12 protein-coding genes are annotated in these 16316 nt (G+C 58.8%); 6 read left to right on the top strand and 6 right to left on the bottom strand.

Going from position 1 to position 16316, the window contains the following annotated elements:
* The first annotated feature begins 36 nt into the window (after window positions 1-36).
* From RGV06_RS04235 to pepN, 6 genes are all read left to right on the top strand, one after another.
* Window positions 37-927, top strand: a complete 891-nt coding sequence (locus RGV06_RS04235; protein ID WP_016780735.1) for an NAD(+) kinase — start codon at window positions 37-39, stop codon at window positions 925-927.
* Window positions 927-1898 (top strand): metallophosphoesterase, encoded by a 972-nt coding sequence (locus tag RGV06_RS04230; protein WP_019822457.1) that lies wholly within the window; start codon window positions 927-929, stop codon window positions 1896-1898. The genes RGV06_RS04235 and RGV06_RS04230 overlap by 1 nt, the downstream gene beginning before the upstream one ends.
* Window positions 1895-2767 (top strand): rhomboid family intramembrane serine protease, encoded by an 873-nt coding sequence (locus RGV06_RS04225; RefSeq protein WP_019822459.1) that lies wholly within the window; start codon window positions 1895-1897, stop codon window positions 2765-2767. Before RGV06_RS04230 ends, RGV06_RS04225 begins: the two co-directional genes overlap by 4 nt.
* Before the next feature lie 126 nt (window positions 2768-2893).
* Window positions 2894-3154 (top strand): YeaC family protein, encoded by a 261-nt coding sequence (locus tag RGV06_RS04220; RefSeq protein WP_019822461.1) that lies wholly within the window; start codon window positions 2894-2896, stop codon window positions 3152-3154.
* Window positions 3151-3981 carry a DUF2797 domain-containing protein gene (locus RGV06_RS04215; RefSeq protein WP_322149458.1) on the top strand — a complete coding sequence of 277 codons (831 nt, stop codon included), beginning with the start codon at window positions 3151-3153 and terminating at the stop codon, window positions 3979-3981. The genes RGV06_RS04220 and RGV06_RS04215 overlap by 4 nt, the downstream gene beginning before the upstream one ends.
* Before the next feature lie 12 nt (window positions 3982-3993).
* The gene (pepN, locus tag RGV06_RS04210) at window positions 3994-6651 is read left to right on the top strand and encodes an aminopeptidase N (RefSeq protein WP_019822463.1); all 2658 of its coding nucleotides are present in this window, start codon (window positions 3994-3996) and stop codon (window positions 6649-6651) included.
* A gap of 191 nt (window positions 6652-6842) precedes the next feature.
* On the opposite strand, the gene RGV06_RS04205 is transcribed toward pepN, so the two are convergent.
* The 6 genes from RGV06_RS04205 to alr form a co-directional block, all read right to left on the bottom strand.
* Window positions 6843-8048, bottom strand: coding sequence for an alkaline phosphatase family protein (locus RGV06_RS04205; protein ID WP_322149457.1), 1206 nt, complete (start codon window positions 8046-8048; stop codon window positions 6843-6845).
* Between the two features lie 250 nt (window positions 8049-8298).
* Window positions 8299-10416, bottom strand: coding sequence for a TonB-dependent siderophore receptor (locus RGV06_RS04200; RefSeq protein WP_019825441.1), 2118 nt, complete (start codon window positions 10414-10416; stop codon window positions 8299-8301).
* A gap of 381 nt (window positions 10417-10797) precedes the next feature.
* Window positions 10798-13209 (bottom strand): TonB-dependent siderophore receptor, encoded by a 2412-nt coding sequence (locus RGV06_RS04195; protein ID WP_019825443.1) that lies wholly within the window; start codon window positions 13207-13209, stop codon window positions 10798-10800.
* A 112-nt stretch (window positions 13210-13321) separates the two neighbouring features.
* Window positions 13322-14293 carry a DUF4880 domain-containing protein gene (locus RGV06_RS04190; protein WP_322149456.1) on the bottom strand — a complete coding sequence of 324 codons (972 nt, stop codon included), beginning with the start codon at window positions 14291-14293 and terminating at the stop codon, window positions 13322-13324.
* Window positions 14290-14802 (bottom strand): sigma-70 family RNA polymerase sigma factor, encoded by a 513-nt coding sequence (locus RGV06_RS04185; protein ID WP_046809038.1) that lies wholly within the window; start codon window positions 14800-14802, stop codon window positions 14290-14292. Before RGV06_RS04185 ends, RGV06_RS04190 begins: the two co-directional genes overlap by 4 nt.
* 159 nt (window positions 14803-14961) lie before the next feature.
* Window positions 14962-16191 (bottom strand): alanine racemase, encoded by a 1230-nt coding sequence (gene alr, locus RGV06_RS04180; protein ID WP_019825448.1) that lies wholly within the window; start codon window positions 16189-16191, stop codon window positions 14962-14964.
* Window positions 16192-16316: the final 125 nt, after the last annotated feature.

Genomic DNA, 16316 nt, shown 5'->3' with positions numbered 1-16316 from the left:
GTTGTTTTCGCACGCATTGAATCCCGCAGGAGCCCCATGGAGCAATTTCGTAATATCGGCATCATAGGTCGTCTGGGCAGCTCGCAAGTGCTCGACACGGTTCGCCGACTGAAAAAATTCCTGCTTGAGCGGCACATGCACGTGATCCTCGAAGACACCATCGCCGAGGTGTTGCCCGGTCATGGCTTGCAAACCTCGTCGCGCAAAATGCTCGGCGAAGTCTGCGACATGGTGATTGTGGTCGGCGGCGATGGCAGTTTGTTGGGCGCCGCCCGCGCGTTGGCCCGACACAACGTCCCGGTGCTGGGCATCAACCGTGGCAGCCTGGGCTTCTTGACGGATATCCGTCCCGATGAGCTGGAAGTCAAAGTGGCTGAAGTGCTCGACGGTCACTATCTGGTTGAAAACCGCTTTCTGCTGCAAGCCGAGGTTCGACGTCATGGCGAAGCCATTGGTCAGGGCGACGCCCTGAATGACGTGGTGCTGCACCCCGGCAAGTCCACGCGCATGATCGAGTTCGAACTGCATATCGACGGCCAGTTTGTGTGCAGCCAAAAGGCCGACGGCCTGATCGTGGCCACGCCAACCGGCTCTACGGCCTACGCGATGTCTGCGGGCGGCCCGATCATGCACCCCAAACTCGACGCCATTGTGATCGTGCCCATGTACCCACATACCCTCAGCAGTCGCCCGATTGTGGTCGATGGCAACAGTGAGCTGAAAATCGTGGTGGCCAAGGACATGCAGATCTACCCGCAAGTCTCGTGCGACGGTCAGAACCATTTCACCTGTGCTCCGGGCGACACCATCACCGTCAGCAAAAAAGCGCAAAAGCTGCGCCTGATTCACCCCTTGGACCACAACTACTATGAGGTGTGTCGGACCAAACTTGGCTGGGGTAGCCGACTGGGCGGTAGGGCTGACTGATGCTCGATCCAGCGCGCAGTTACGATCTGATCGGTGACGTGCATGGCTGTGCTCATACCCTTGAGCACCTGCTGGAGCGTCTTGGCTATCGAAAACTCGCCGGTATTTGGCGACACCCGCAACGGATGGCGGTGTTCCTGGGTGACATCATTGACCGCGGCCCGCGTATTCGCGAGTCGCTGCATATTGTTTACGACATGGTCAAGGCCGGTCAGGCCCTGTGCCTGATGGGCAACCATGAATTCAACGCATTGGGCTGGTGCACACCCGCGCCTGCCGGCAGTGGCAAGCAGTTTGTGCGTGAGCACACCCCGCGCCATGCCCGACTGATTCACGAAACACTGGAGCAGTTCGACAAGTATCCCGGCGAATGGCGCGAGTTCGTGCAGTGGTTTTACGACATGCCGCTGTTTGTCGACGCCGGGCGCTTCCGGGTCGTGCACGCATGCTGGGACGCCGAAGTGATTGCGACCCTGCGCGAGCAATACCCCGAAGGCTGCATTGATGAGGCTTTTTTGACGGCGGCCGGGGTGTCGGGCAGCTTTGCCGACCTGAGCTTCAATCGATTGTTGCGCGGCACTGACATGCGTTTGCCGGGCGGCATGACCCTGACAGGTGGTGACGGTCTGACGAGGGCGTTCTTTCGCACCAAATTCTGGGAAGACGACCCCAAGACCTACGGCGATATCGTGTTCCAGCCTGACGCATTGCCCGATCGGGTGGCGCAACAACCGCTGTCCTCCACTGAGAAAAGTGCCTTGTTGCGCTACGGCATTGATGAGCCGCTGTTGTTTGTCGGCCACTACTGGCGCAGCGGTCGGCCTGCGCCAATCCGGCCGAACCTAGCGTGCCTGGATTACAGCGCGGTGTTGTACGGCAAGCTGGTGGCTTACCGCCTGGATCAGGAAACCCGGCTCGATCCGAACAAATTTGTATGGGTGAATGTAGATCGCCCAGAGGCCATTCAATGAGTGCTGTAGCTGTTTTACGTTTGCCGCTGTCCGTCGACCTGAGCGGTTTTGTCGCGTTGCTCAGGCGCATGCAAGTACCGCATCGGGTCAGCGAAGAGGCGGGCGAGCAAGTGTTGTGGGCGCCAGAGAACATCGCCGACGATGTGCGCAGTTTGTACCAGCGTTTTCCTGTGGGTGACCCCGAGCACGAATTGCCCATCGTTGAGCGCCCGGCAGCCATGCCCCGGCCCGGTTTCGCCCAGCAACTGCGTGCCAGCCCGGCCACCGGGATCATCTTGCTGCTGTGTGTAATCGTCGCTGCAGTGACCCAACTGGGGGACAACTTGTCGGCCCTGAGCGGGCTGACGTTTCTCGATTTCAGCATTCGAGGCCAGTACATCCAGTTTGTCCCGTTGTCCGACAGCCTGGCGTCGGGGCAGTGGTGGCGATTGTTCACCCCGATGTTGATCCACTTCGGCTTTCTGCACATTGCCATGAACGGCATGTGGTTCTGGGAGCTGGGGCGACGCATTGAAGTGCGTCAGGGCAGCATCAACCTGATTGGCTTGAGCCTGTTGTTCAGCCTGGTATCCAACTTCGCCCAGTACCTGTTTGGTGGCCCGAGCCTGTTTGGCGGGTTGTCGGGAGTGTTGTACGGGCTGCTGGGGCATATCTGGATTTACCAGATGATGGCGCCAAACCCCCTGTATCACCTGCCTCGCGGGGTCCTGGTGATGATGCTGGTGTGGCTGGCGCTATGCATGTCCGGGCTGGTGTCGATGATCGGCTTTGGCCAGATCGCCAACGCGGCCCATGTGGGCGGTTTGGTGATTGGGTGCCTGACCGGTTTGCTGGGCGGTCTGTGGGCGCGGCGCAAACAGATGGCTTAACTCTGTAGTCGCTGCCGCAGGCTGCGATGGGCTGCGCAGCGGCCCTATTTTTTTGAAGGTCCTTTGGACCTTATCGCAGCCTGCGGCAGCGACTACAGGTTTACTTTTTAGAGCGGAAACAGAACCATGTCCTCTTTCAACGAAATGATTCAAAACATCACCCCCGAGATCTATCAGAGCCTGAAACTGGCCGTTGAAATCGGCAAATGGGCAGACGGCAACAAACTCACCCCTGAACAGCGCGAGCTGTCGTTGCAGGCGATGATTGCCTGGGAAGTACACAACCTGCCTGAAGATCAGCGCACCGGTTACATGGGGCCGCAAGAGTGCAGCTCCAAATCGGCGCCAGTGCCTAACATCCTGTTCAAGTCGGATGCTATCCATTGATTGAGATTGGTCGCGGTGCAATCAGCAAGATGTCGGCAAGCCTTGAAACGCCGACTGTTCAGTATGCGTTTCGTTTGGGCGATATCGAGGTGCCGGTCAATCCATTGATCGGCACCAAACTGCGTCTGGAATACCTGGGTGAGATCAACTGCACTCACTGCGGACGCAAGACCAAAAAGAGCTTCAGTCAGGGCTACTGCTACCCGTGCATGACCAAGCTGGCGCAATGCGATGTATGCATCATGAGCCCGGAGCGTTGCCACTACGAGGCAGGCACCTGCCGTGATCCGTCGTGGGGCGAGCAGTTTTGCATGACCGACCACGTGGTGTATCTGGCCAACTCCTCCGGGATCAAGGTGGGCATCACCCGTGCCACCCAGTTGCCGACACGCTGGCTCGACCAGGGCGCCAGCCAGGCACTGCCGATTGTGCGGGTGGCAACCCGTCAGCAATCGGGCTTTGTCGAAGACCTGTTCCGCTCGCAAGTGGGCGACCGCACCAACTGGCGTGCACTGCTCAAGGGCGATGCCGAACCTGTTGACCTTGCCGCGGTGCGTGAACAACTGTTCGAGAGCTGCGCCGAAGGTATGAAAACCCTGCAGGAGCGTTTTGGCCTGCAAGCGGTCCAACCTTTGTCAAACGTTGAGCCCATCGAGATTCGCTACCCGGTCGAGCAGTACCCGAGCAAAATCGTCAGCTTCAATCTGGACAAGGACCCGATCGTAGAAGGCACGCTGATGGGGATCAAGGGCCAGTACCTGATCTTTGACACCGGCGTAATCAACATTCGCAAATACACGGCCTATCAACTGGCCGTGCATCAGTAAAAGGACTCCAGCATGCGCACCGAACAACCGCAAATGATCTACCTGAAGGACTACCAGGCGCCCGAGTACCTGATCGACGAAACGCACCTGACCTTTGAGTTGTTCGAAGACCACACGCTGGTCCATGCGCAACTGGTGATGCGTCGCAACCCGGCCCGTGGCGCTGGGTTGCCGGCGTTGGTGCTGGACGGCCAGCAGCTTGAGTTGCTGTCGGTCAGCATGGACGACATCGAACTCGCGGCTGACGACTATCAACTCGGCGACAGCCATCTGATCCTGCACCCGACCGCCGAGCAATTTGTGGTCGATACCAGCGTCAGGATCCACCCCGAATCCAATACCGCGCTGGAAGGGCTGTACAAGTCCGGCGGGATGTTCTGCACCCAGTGCGAGGCCGAAGGCTTTCGCAAGATCACCTATTACCTCGACCGCCCGGATGTGATGAGCAAATTCACCACCACCGTGGTGGCCGAGCAACACAGCTACCCGATCCTGTTGTCCAACGGCAACCCGATTGCCAGTGGTCCCGACGAAGACGGTCGACACTGGGCAACCTGGGAAGATCCGTTCATGAAGCCGGCCTACCTGTTTGCGCTGGTGGCCGGTGATCTGTGGTGCGTCGAAGACAGCTTCACCACCATGAGCAATCGTGACGTGGCGCTGCGCATTTATGTCGAGCCCGAAAACATCGATAAATGCCAGCACGCCATGGTCAGCCTGAAAAAGTCCATGCGCTGGGATGAAGAGACCTACGGTCGTGAATACGATCTGGATATCTTCATGATCGTGGCCGTAAACGACTTCAACATGGGCGCGATGGAGAACAAGGGCCTCAACATCTTCAACTCCAGCGCCGTGCTGGCCCGTGCCGAAACCGCGACCGATGCCGCTCACCAGCGGGTCGAGGCCATCGTTGCCCACGAATACTTCCACAACTGGACGGGCAACCGCGTGACCTGCCGTGACTGGTTCCAGCTGTCGCTCAAGGAAGGCTTCACGGTGTTCCGTGACTCTCAGTTCTCGGCAGACATGAACTCGCGCACCGTCAAGCGCATTCAGGACGTGGCCTATCTGCGTACCCACCAGTTCGCTGAAGACGCGGGCCCCATGGCCCACGCGGTGCGTCCAGACAGCTTTATCGAAATCTCCAACTTCTACACCCTGACCGTTTACGAAAAGGGTTCGGAAGTGGTGCGCATGATCCACACCTTGCTGGGGCCCGAGGGCTTCCGTAAAGGCAGCGATCTGTACTTCGAGCGTCATGATGGTCAGGCAGTGACCTGCGATGACTTCATCAAGGCCATGGAAGACGCCAATGGTGCCGATCTGACCCAGTTCAAGCGCTGGTACAGCCAGGCAGGCACGCCGCGTCTGGCCGTCAGCGAGCACTATGATGCCGCACAGAAAACCTACAGCCTGACCTTTGCCCAAAGCTGCCCGGAAACCCCGGACAAGGTCGAAAAACTGCCGTTCGTGATTCCGGTGGAGCTGGGCCTGTTGAGCGCCCAAGGGACTGAAATCGCCCTGCAACTGGCGGGTGAGTCCGTGGCCCAGGGCACCAGCCGTGTCTTGTCTGTAACCGAAGCCCAACAGACCTTCACCTTCGTGGGCGTCAACGAAAAGCCGTTGCCTTCGCTGCTGCGCGGTTTCTCGGCACCGGTGAAACTGAGCTTTGCCTACAGCCGCGACCAACTGATGTTTTTGATGCAACACGATACCGACGGCTTTAACCGCTGGGATGCAGGCCAGCAACTGTCGGTGCAGGTGCTGCAGGAGCTGATAGGGCAGCATCAGCGCGGTGAAGCACTGGTCATGGACCCGCGTTTGATTGAAGCCTTGCGCAGTGTGCTGGGCAATCAGGCGCTGGATCAGGCCATGGTGGCCGAAATGCTGTCGTTGCCAGGCGAAGCCTACCTGACTGAAATCAGTGACGTGGCCGATGTCGAGGCCATTCACATCGCCCGCGAATGTGCCCGCAAGCAGTTGGCAGACAGCCTGTTTGATGGTTTATGGGCACGCTACCAGGCTAACCGGGAAGTGTCGAAAGTCACTCCATACGTGGCCGAAGCCGAACACTTCGCCCGTCGTGCACTGCAAAATATCGCGCTGTCTTATTTGATGCTTGCCGGTAAGCCGCAAGTGCTGGCGGCGGCTCTGGAGCAGTTCGAACACAGCGACAACATGACCGAGCGCCTGACTGCGCTGGCGGTGCTGGTCAATTCGCCATACGAGGCTGAAAAAGCCGCGGCGCTGGCCAGTTTTGCTGAGCACTTCAAGGACAATCCGCTGGTCATGGATCAGTGGTTCAGCGTGCAGGCAGGCAGCACACTGCCCGGTGGTCTGCAGCGTGTGCGTCAGTTGATGGAACACCCGGCATTCAACCTCAAGAATCCGAACAAGGTTCGGGCTCTGGTCGGTGCGTTTGCCGGACAAAACCTGATCAACTTCCATGCAGCGGATGGCTCCGGCTATCGTTTCCTGGCGGACCTGGTGATCCAGCTCAACGGCTTTAACCCGCAGATTGCTTCGCGGCAGCTGGCGCCGTTGACCCGCTGGCGCAAATACGATGCTGCCCGTCAGGCGTTGATGAAGGCTGAACTGGAACGCATCCGCAATTCGGGCGATCTGTCCAGCGACGTGTTTGAAGTGGTAAGCAAAAGCCTGGTGTAAACCTGTTCACTTTCAAATGTGGGAGCGGGCTTGCTCGCGATGGTCGTTAACGAAGACGCGTATTGGCTGAGTAAATACGGTGTTCTGGAGTCCATCGCGAGCAAGCCCGCTCCCACAGAGGCGCAAATCGCTTAAGTGAACAACAGTGGTCTTGAAAAAGGCGCTGCCCGAGTGATCGGGTAGCGCCTTTTTTATGGCGTCGACGTTTGCTCATGCAGGGTTACCAGACGCGATACAGGTACCCCGTTAAACACCAGCGTGTAGTTGATGGGCCCCTTCAACGCTTGGATATCGTTATCGACATAGGAATGTTCATGGTCGGTGAGCCGGGCGATGGGCTGGCCGTCTCGGTAAATCTGTACGGGCTTGCCCGTCGGGGTCTCTGTACGCCAGGACAGGTTGACCTGGGCGCGATCTGGTAGTTGCTGCGCAGTGAGCTGTCTGACACCCACGGGCCCAATCAGGGGCAGGCCATCCATCGTGTAACGGGTCAGATCCGGTTTTACCCCAAGCCAGGCCAGCACGGTCGGACTAATGTCTGCCTGGCTGGCAAAACCATACAGGCCTTTGAAGTCGGGATTTGACGGATTAACGATGGGGGCGCGCAAGTGTGCGTTGCCCGTCTTGTTCATGGCAATAAAAGTGGTTTTTTCGCTCAGGGTTTGCTGGCCGTGGTCCTTGCCTTCAGGCAAGTGCCTGCCGTGATCGGGCAATACGATCACCAGCCAGTCTTCTTCGGGATGGGCTTTTTCACGGCGTTGCAGCGCCAGGAGTATCTGCCCGAGCTGGGCATCTACGGTCTGAATCGCCTGTTGATACTCGGGGGTAAAGCCGAGTCGGTGGCCGGTGATATCGGGTTCATCGAAGTGGGCAAACAACAGATCGGTCTGGCCGGTTTCCAGTTCATGACTGACGTTGTCGACGACGCACGGATCGACCCCCGAGCACTTGACGGCCAGGTCAATGTAACCCTGGGTAATATCCTCGGCGAAGTGTGCGTTGATCACATTCCAGCTGACGATACTGGCAGTCTTGCGGTCAGGGAATGCCAGCTTGAACTGTTTGAACAGGCTGGGCGCCTGATTGCGCAACGCCTCGTCATTGGCACTGACCTGATGCCGGTCAACCCAGCTGCCGGTCAGAATGGTTGTCCAGCCGGGGCCACTGACCGTGAGTTGCTCCGTGGAGGTACCTAGCACGCCGCCGGTGTAGCTTTTATGCAGTTTCAGGCTGGCGATAGTGGGGGCCATATTCTGTTGAATGGCTTTTTGCAGCTTCTGGTATTGCATGCCGTCCACGCCTATCAGCAGAGCCTTGTGGACAGGTGTATCGCTGGCCTGTGCGGTGAATGCAAGGCTCAGACTGAGCGCAACCCATGTAATGCGAGGATAGTTCATGGCATACCTGCGTGGCGTAGGGGTCCTGTTACACCAGTGTGGCAGGTCATTCAAGTGTGGGAGCGAGCCTGCTCGCGATTCATGCGCCACACGGTGGGTCCGAACAATCACTGTGCTGCCTTCGCGAGCGGGCTCGCTCCCGCAGGAACCCCGGCGCCTACAGATTTTGAGCCTTGCAGGGACTATGGTGGGAGCGAGCCTGCTCGCGAAGGTCGTTCGCGAGCAGGCTGCAACTGGTCACGTTCCAGGTTTAGAACTTCCAGCTGACCGACGCCGTCACGTTGCGCGGTGCACCGTAGTTGCTCTGGCCGTATCGAACGCTTTGCAGGTACTTCTCGTTGGTCAGGTTGTCTAGGTTGAGCTGGGTGCTCCAGTGCGGATCAATGTCATAGCTGGTCATCAGGCCCACCAGCGCATAAGCGGCCTGGTTCGCGGCCGGAGCGTCGTCGTTCTCGATTTTGCTCTGCCATTTGAGGCTGCCACCCACTTTGACCTTAGGCGCCATCGGCAATCTGTAGGTCATGGATGAGGTCAGTGCATTGCGCGGGATAAATTTGCGCCCGCGGTTGTTGTCGGCATCGGTTATGTAGACATAGGTGTAGCCGCCGCTGATTTGCAGACCTGGTGCCAGTTCCCCCGAGGCTTCGAGTTCCAGGCCGCTGCTTTTATACGACATGCCGTCATACAGGTAACCGCCCAGGGCAGAGTCAAAGCCAACATAAGTGGCGACGTTGTCTTGCTTGGTGTGGAACACCGCAGCCGAAACGTCCAGTCGCTTGTCCAGCAGGTGCCCCTTAATGCCGGCCTCGTAGCTTTTGCCTTCCAGGGGTTCCAGTACCTGGCCCTGAGTGTTGAGGTAGTACTGCGGATTGAAGATTTTGGTGTAGCTGGCATACAGCGAGTATTTCGGCGTGAGGTCGTAAACCACGCCTGCGTACGGCGTGATCTTGCCATGAACCCTTACGTCGCGGCGCGAGCCGTAGTTGTCACCGTCGCTGTCGGCACTGAGCATGCGCGCACCGGTGATCAGGTGCAGGTCGTCGGTCAGGCTGAAACGGGCGCCGGCATAGAGGCTTTTCTGGCGGTCGGTATAGTTCGATGTCGCGTCTGCAAGGGCAGTATTGCTGTAAGTGGGCTTGGGGATGGAACCATTGAGGGCGTCTTCCAGCGACACCGGGGTGTAATACGACGAGGTGCCGTACAGCGACGTTTCATGGGTGCGTGAGCGCGCCACATTGGCGCCGAACGTCAGTTGGTGTTCGCGACCGCCCAGGCTGAAAGGGCCGCTGAACGAAAGGTCGCCATCCAGCTCGCGGGTTTTGCCCTTGTAGTTGGAGGCCAGGCCCGTGTAACCGGTAGCCGAGGCTTTATCGCCATAAATGTAGAACATGTCGGTGTCTTCGCGGTGCTCCATGGCGGTCAGGGTCAGCGTCGACTTCCAGTCATTGGCGAAACTGTGCTGCCACTCGGCAAAGGCGCGGGTGGTGCGTACGTCCCAGTACACCCAGGGCTGGGCAATGTTGGAGCGGGTGCTGCTGTAGTGCAACGCATTGCCGTTGCTGTCGGTCAATGGCAATGCCCCCCAACTGGCACCGTTGGCGTCGCTCTTCTGGTCTTCGTAACCCACGGTCAGGGTGTCGTCGTCAGTCAGGTCGAAGGCCAGCATGCCACTGAAAATGTTCTTTTCCCGGGAGTAACGATCCAGATAGGAATTGCCCACTTCGTTGGCATAGATCACTCGCCCGCGCACATTGCCTGAGTCCGTCAGCGGCCCGGACACATCCAGGTCGACGCGGCGCTTGTCCCAGGACCCGGCGCTGACGCTGACCTTGGCTTCAGGTTCATACGTGGGCCGTTTGCGGATGAAATTAACCGTGGCCGAAGGGTTGCCGGTGCCCGTCATCAGGCCGTTGGCACCGTGCAGAATATCGACTTGCTCATAGGGGGCCGTGTCGATATCGCCCACCAGTACACCGCCAGTCAGCCCCATGCCCATGCCGTCGTACTGGAAATTGGTGATATCAAAACCGCGAGCAGTGAAGTAGGTGCGGTCGGTCTCGACCTTTTGCACGTTCACCCCCGGAGTACTCTCCAGCACATCGCGAATGCTGTTGAGTTTGAAGTCATCCAGTTGTTCACGCTTGATGCTGGTAATGCCCTGTGGCGTTTGACCTGCCGTGAGGTTCAACCGTGTAGTCGTTGCATTCGGCTTGGCCTGATAACCCTGTGGCGCTTCATCGCTGTCGGCCGTGGAGGTGATGCTTGTGGACGGTAGATTCAGGGTGTTTTCATCGGCCAGGGCGTGATTGAAAATACCCAGGGCAACCAGCGTGAGTGCTGACGTGGGGAGGGTGAACAGTGGGCGCATGATCTGCGAATACTCCGGACTGGAACTGCGTAAACGAGAATTGGTTACAAAGTTTTACATCTACACCAATGATAATCAATTCTATTTACCAATCTTTACTATTCGCATTCGCGAGCCCGCACGGCTTACCGTTTTCGGTTGCAGAATGGCTACGGGCAGATTCTGTAATTACATGGAGTCTGTAGTCGCTGACGAGGAACGAAGGCTGCGTCCGGTTTGGTGCGCCACTGCGACGTAGCGACCGCAAAAACTGCCCCCCGGTTTTTCCTGATTCACCGCAACATCCGGGTTTACGACGGCTTTGCCGCCGAACGCAGCCTTCGTTCCTCGTCAGCGACTACAAGGGGCTGTGGCAGGACTCTTTGGCTGCTGACGTACGCCCTAGAAATCCCAGCGGGTATTGAGCATCACGTTGCGCGGGTCGCCGTAATAGGCGGTGTTATAGAAGCCGATGTTGGTGTAGTACAGCTTGTCGAACAGGTTGTTGACGTTGAGTGTGGTGGACAGGTGCTCGTTGACTTGATAGCGGGCCATCGCATCGACCAGCCAGTAGGCATCCTGGCTAAAGTCCTGGTACTGGTCCCTGGCGCGGTTGTAGATGTTCTGCCAGCTGCGGCTCTGCCACCGCGCACCGCCGCCGATGGTCAAACGGTCCAGCGGCCCCTTGAATTTGTAGGTGGTGTAAACGCTCAATTGGTCCTCAGGCTCCCAGGTGGAGATTTTTTTATCTTCGCTGTCGCGAATGATTTTGTGGGTAAAACCAGCCTGCGCTTGCCAGCCCGGTGCCAGTTCACCGGACATTTCGGCTTCGAAGCCCTTGGCCTTGGCTTTGGTGCCGATCGACGCATAAAGAATCGACGGGTTGGTCGGGTCCGCGTTGTATTCGGCATCCGGTTCGGCACGGTTGGTTTCATGCACCTCGAAGTAGGCCAGGCTGGTGTTCAGCCTGCCACCATAGAACTCGCCCTTGATCCCCACTTCGTAGTTTTTGCCTTCATCCGGCTCAAGCACTTTGTTGTTGCGATCACGGTTGTAGGTCTGCGGCATGAAGATGTCGGTGTAGCTGGCATACGCCGTGAAGTTGTCGTTCAGGTCGTAGGTGGCCCCCACATATGGCACCAGACGGCCAGTTTCGGTGGTGTCGTAATCGCCAGTCAGCCAGTAGTTGGCGACCCGTGTACCGAGCAACAGGTTCAGCTCATCGGTCAGGTTGAAGCGGGCGCTGAGGTAGCCTGCGGTTTGTCGCGTGGTGGTGTCATTGTATTGGGTCGGTGCGCCCCAGTTCGGCTCAGTGGTCTTGCCATCGAAGTTCCAGAAATCAACCACGTTGGCACTTAAAAAGGTCGGGTTGCCGTAGTCCTTGCCTCGCCAGTGGGCGCTGGACGCTGAGGCACCGATGACCAGTTCATGTTCGCGGCCGGCCAGGCTGAAGGGGCCGCTGAAGTAGGCGTCGGCAGCATCGGTGCGGGTGTTGCCGGTAAATTTGTTGGCATAGATCGATGACAGGCCGGTGGCGGGAGAGGGGCCGCTCATGACCGAGCCCAGGGGTGCATCGTAGCTGTTGACCTGATGGGTGAGCTGCGCCTTGCCGACCCAGGCGTTGGCGAAGCTGTGCTCCAGAGTGGCGAATACGCTCTGGGTGGTCTGCTCCCAGCGGCTCCAGTTGGCACCATTGTTATACGAGCGCTTTACATCGATAGGTTCGCCCGTGCGGTCGAATAATGGGCGACTGCCTGACCAGCCCGAGGCATGAGGGTCGTTGTTCTGATAGTCGAAGCCCACGGTCAGCAGGGTGTCATCGCTTAGATCGGCTTCCAGGGTACCGAAATAGACACCGGTCTTGCGCTCGTAACGTTCCATGAACGAGTTTTTGTCCTGATAGGCCGCCACGGCGCGGCCGCGCACGTTGCCGCTGTCGGTGAGCGGGCCGCTGACGTCGACTTGGGTGCGGTAATTGTCCCAGCTGCCAGCCCCTACCTCGACGCTGGCCTTGAAGTCGCGGGTCGGTTTTTTGCGGATCAGGTTGATCGTCGCACCGGGCGCGCCGGCACCGGTCAGCAGGCCGGTTGCTCCCTTGAGGATTTCCACCCGGTCATAGATGGCCATGTCGCTCAGGGTTTGCCCCGACGAGTACGCCGAGTTGCGCAGGGTGGGAATGCCGTCGTACTGGAAGTTCTCGACTGAGAAACCGCGGGCGTAGTAATTGGTGCGTTCGCTGTCAAAAGTCGACACGGTGATCCCCGGGGTGTGGCGCATCACTTCGTCGATGGAATTGAGGCCAAAATCATCCATGTGCTGACGGGTAATCACCGTGATCGACTGCGGTGTTTCACGTGGCGAGAGCACCATGCGGGTGGCCGTGGCGATGGTGCCGGGGGTGTATGAGCCGCTGCCTTCGGTGATGGTGCCGAGCTGGTTGGACATGACCTGAGTGGCCTGCAACTCCAGTTGCCCGTTGTTCTGGGTCGGTCGTGCAATAACCCTGAAACCGTCGCCTTCGCTCACCGCTTGCAGGCCCAGCGGCTCAAGGAGTCGCTGCAGGCCTTCGCTGACGGCAAAGTTGCCGCTTAAACCGCTGCTGTGGATGCCGGTGGTCAGCGTCGAATCAACGGCGATCATCACGCCCGATTGCTGGCCAAAGCTGCCCAATACCGAGTCCAGATTGCCCGCAGCGATGTGGTAGGCGTGCTCGTCGCCCGTTGCTGCGAATGCTGGGTGGCTGGCCGTGGCGATGGATAAACCGAGTACAACGGTGCGCAATGCACCGGCAAGGGGGGTAAGTGGGCTGTGCATAAAGACTGTCCATGTGTGAAAAGGGTCGGCATTGCGCTGTTAATCAGCGTCTTCCCTGAACTTGATGCACCAGATGAAAAAAACTGCCGCCTGTACTGAAAATAAATGTTCTTCAGGCGGCGACCACGTTGGCCCAGTAGCCGAATACACGCTGCACACGAATCGGCAGCACGCGGGCAAGCAGGTCAAGGCTGGCATCCGGACGGTCGATGGAGAACGAGCCCGATACCTGCAATGCGGCCACTGCCGGGTCGCAGCGCACCACGCCTGGACGATAGCGGTTGAGCTGGGCAATGACCTGGGACAGCGGCATGCGTTCGGCGATCAGCAGGCCGTTGACCCAGGCATCGGCTCCGGTCATGACCTGGCCACGAGGTCCGGCAGCGCTGCTGTCAAACGTCACCTGTTGACCGGCACCAAGGCTGAAGCTGTCGCCCCATGCCAGCTCGATCGACGCGCTGCCGGTCAAAACTTGCACTCGTGTGCCATCGACTCCGGGCAGGTTCTGACTGATCACTAATCGTGAGTAGCCCGTGGGCTGCACCCGGCCGTAGGCGGTGCTCAGGCTGATGTTGGCCCCGGTGATCAGTACACGGCCCAGGCTCAGCGTCAGGTCGGTAGCCGAGCCCGTGGTCCGGGCATCGAGGGCGGTATGGGTGTCCAGTGTCAGATCGGTATTCTGGGCCAGCGACACCTGCCTGCGTTCACCGGTCGCGGTGCGGTAGTCACTGAACAGCTCTGGCAGCAGTATCCGCTCACGAACGCTGTAGCCCGTGGCCAGCGCTACTCCTAGACCGGCAAAGCCCTTGAGCAGGGTGCGTCGCGAAGTGACGTTGCGTGAGCGCAACAAGGTGCGCGCTCCTGCGGCGGGGAGCATGCGGGTGCTGTCGCGAAAATCGGCGTTTAGCCCGGTTAACCGCAGCCAGGCCATTTCATGCTGCGGGGATTGCGTGCGCCAATGCTGGCAGGCCTGACGTTCGGCTTCGGTACTGACCCCCGATTGCACAATGACCATCCACTGCAGGGCCTGCTCGACCACGTCCTGGTCCAGGCGCTGAGCGTTGCCGGGCTCGAACAGGCTCACCCGGTGTAGACCGCGCTATAGCAGTGACGATAAGCCTTGAGCATGGCTTTTTGTACGACGTTGACTGTCAGGCCCATGCGCGCGGCAATTTGCGGGTAGGTCAGTCCGTCCAGTTGCGACAGCAGGAAGATTTCCCGCACTTTGGCGCCCAGGCCATCGAGAACCTGGCCGACAGCGTCCAGTGCTTCAAGCACCAGCAGGCGCGCCTCCGGGGAAGGCATATGCTCTGGCTCAAGGGTCGCCAGCGACTCCATGTACGCCCGCTCCAGTGCCTGACGGCGGAAATACTGGCCGCACAGGCGGCTGGCAATGGTCGTCAGATAGGCTCGCGGTTCTCGTAACACCGGTTGCGTGTCAGTGCGCAGCATCCGCAAAAAGGTGTCCTGGGCCAGATCCAGCGCCTGCTCATGATTGCCCAGTTTGCGGCGCAGCAACTGCACCACCCAGCCATGGTGTTGAACGTAGAGTTCACCCAAGGCACAGCGTGTGGAAGAAGAGGACGTGAGCATCGATTGCAATTCCAGAGCAGACACTGACAAGGATCGCAATGATAGCGCTTCTCATTAACGCATGCTCAGGAATGTTGCCTGGTGTTTCCAATGACGGGCTGAACCCCTGTAACCGCAGCCTCGCCCAGCTTGTCAGGGTTACAGGGGCTACAGATCGGCTTATTTGTCGGTCAGGATCTTGGGGTTGGAATTGCCCCACACCGTATACAGGTCGGCCAGCAGTGCGCCGTTGATGTCTTCAACTTCTGCCTGGGTGATTTCGGCTTTGCCTTGATGCCCGAACAGCACCACTTCATCGCCACTCTTCACATCCGGCGCGTCGGTGACGTCGACCATCAGGGTGTTCATCGAGACCTTGCCCACCACTGGCACACGGTGCCCGTTGATCAGCACGATGCCTTTGTTGGTGAAGGCGCGACGGTAGCCGTCGGAATAACCAACGGTGATGTTGGCCAGTTTCGAGTCGCGGCCCAGGGTGTAGGTACGGTCGTAACCGACGGTGTTGCCCTTGGGGTAGCGGTTGACCGAGGCCACGTGGGATTTGAATTGCATCACGCGCTTGTAGTCGGTGTGGGACGGCACGGTATCACCGAACAGCGCGCCGCCAGGGCGCACCATGTCCAGGTGCGACTCTGGCACTTCAAGGGTGGCGAACGAGTTGGCCGCGTGCAGGGTGATTTTGCTGCGATCCAGTTGAGCCGTGTCGATCAACCATTGGGCTTGCTGGTTGAACGCCTTGAGACCGGCGCGCACGTCATCGGCATCCTCGACTGCGAAGTGGGTCATGATCGCCCGCACTTCAAGGTTCGGTACCTTGGTGATAGCCACTGCATCGCGACGGCCTTCAGCCGTGGTCATTTCAACACCGTTACGGCTCATGCCACTTGAGTTCAGACCCAGGTGAACCACCAGCGGACGACCGTGTTGTTCGGCGATTAGGCTGGCTTTGACGGCGAAATCGAGGTTACCCACCAATTCTTCCATGTTGTACGGCAATGCTGCTTCCAGCTCGCTCAGTGCCGCCGTGCGCACGCGGATCAGTTGGCCCTTGAAGCCGCTTTCACGCACTACACGTGCTTCTTCATTACTTGCAACACCGACGCAAGGCACACCCATGGCGATGATCGACGGCATCAGCAGGCCAATCCCGTGGCCGTAGGCATCAGCCTTGAGCACTGCGCAGATTTTCGACTTGCCGGCGAGGGTGGTTTGCAGCACGCGGATGTTGTTTTCGAACGCGGCCTTGTTGATCTCGACCCAGGCATTGCTGTCCTGTGTACTGACGCGGGCGACGCCGTCGGCCATCGACAGTGGCGGTGCAGCGAAGGCCGGGTTTTGCAGTAAAGCCATGCCCAAAGAGAGGGCAAGAAGGGTACGGGTGAAGGGCATTTTCAGAGTTTCCATACGTTTTTTTTATGGGGCGGGGAGTGATGCGCGGCCATACTAGAATCGGCCTGTAGGAAATGTCACTCCCTGGGCCGCGGATCTGTCTGAAAGTGTCGTGTCAGGCTTAT

The organism is Pseudomonas sp. CCI3.1, from assembly GCF_034313985.1.
In the GTDB taxonomy this organism is placed as follows: domain Bacteria; phylum Pseudomonadota; class Gammaproteobacteria; order Pseudomonadales; family Pseudomonadaceae; genus Aquipseudomonas; species Aquipseudomonas psychrophila.
This window is presented reverse-complemented; position numbering and strand designations above follow the sequence as displayed.

Excerpts from the sequence above, each read along its gene's own strand:
- RGV06_RS04235 (WP_016780735.1), top strand. The coding sequence starts at position 37 with ATGGAGCAATTTCGTAATATCGGCATCATAGGTCGTCTGGGCAGCTCG.
- RGV06_RS04230 (WP_019822457.1), top strand. The coding sequence starts at position 927 with ATGCTCGATCCAGCGCGCAGTTACGATCTGATCGGTGACGTGCATGGC.
- RGV06_RS04225 (WP_019822459.1), top strand. The coding sequence starts at position 1,895 with ATGAGTGCTGTAGCTGTTTTACGTTTGCCGCTGTCCGTCGACCTGAGC.
- RGV06_RS04220 (WP_019822461.1), top strand. The coding sequence starts at position 2,894 with ATGTCCTCTTTCAACGAAATGATTCAAAACATCACCCCCGAGATCTAT.
- pepN (WP_019822463.1), top strand. The coding sequence starts at position 3,994 with ATGCGCACCGAACAACCGCAAATGATCTACCTGAAGGACTACCAGGCG.
- RGV06_RS04205 (WP_322149457.1), bottom strand. The coding sequence starts at position 8,048 with ATGAACTATCCTCGCATTACATGGGTTGCGCTCAGTCTGAGCCTTGCA.
- RGV06_RS04200 (WP_019825441.1), bottom strand. The coding sequence starts at position 10,416 with ATGCGCCCACTGTTCACCCTCCCCACGTCAGCACTCACGCTGGTTGCC.
- RGV06_RS04195 (WP_019825443.1), bottom strand. The coding sequence starts at position 13,209 with ATGCACAGCCCACTTACCCCCCTTGCCGGTGCATTGCGCACCGTTGTA.
- RGV06_RS04185 (WP_046809038.1), bottom strand. The coding sequence starts at position 14,802 with ATGCTCACGTCCTCTTCTTCCACACGCTGTGCCTTGGGTGAACTCTAC.
- alr (WP_019825448.1), bottom strand. The coding sequence starts at position 16,191 with ATGCCCTTCACCCGTACCCTTCTTGCCCTCTCTTTGGGCATGGCTTTA.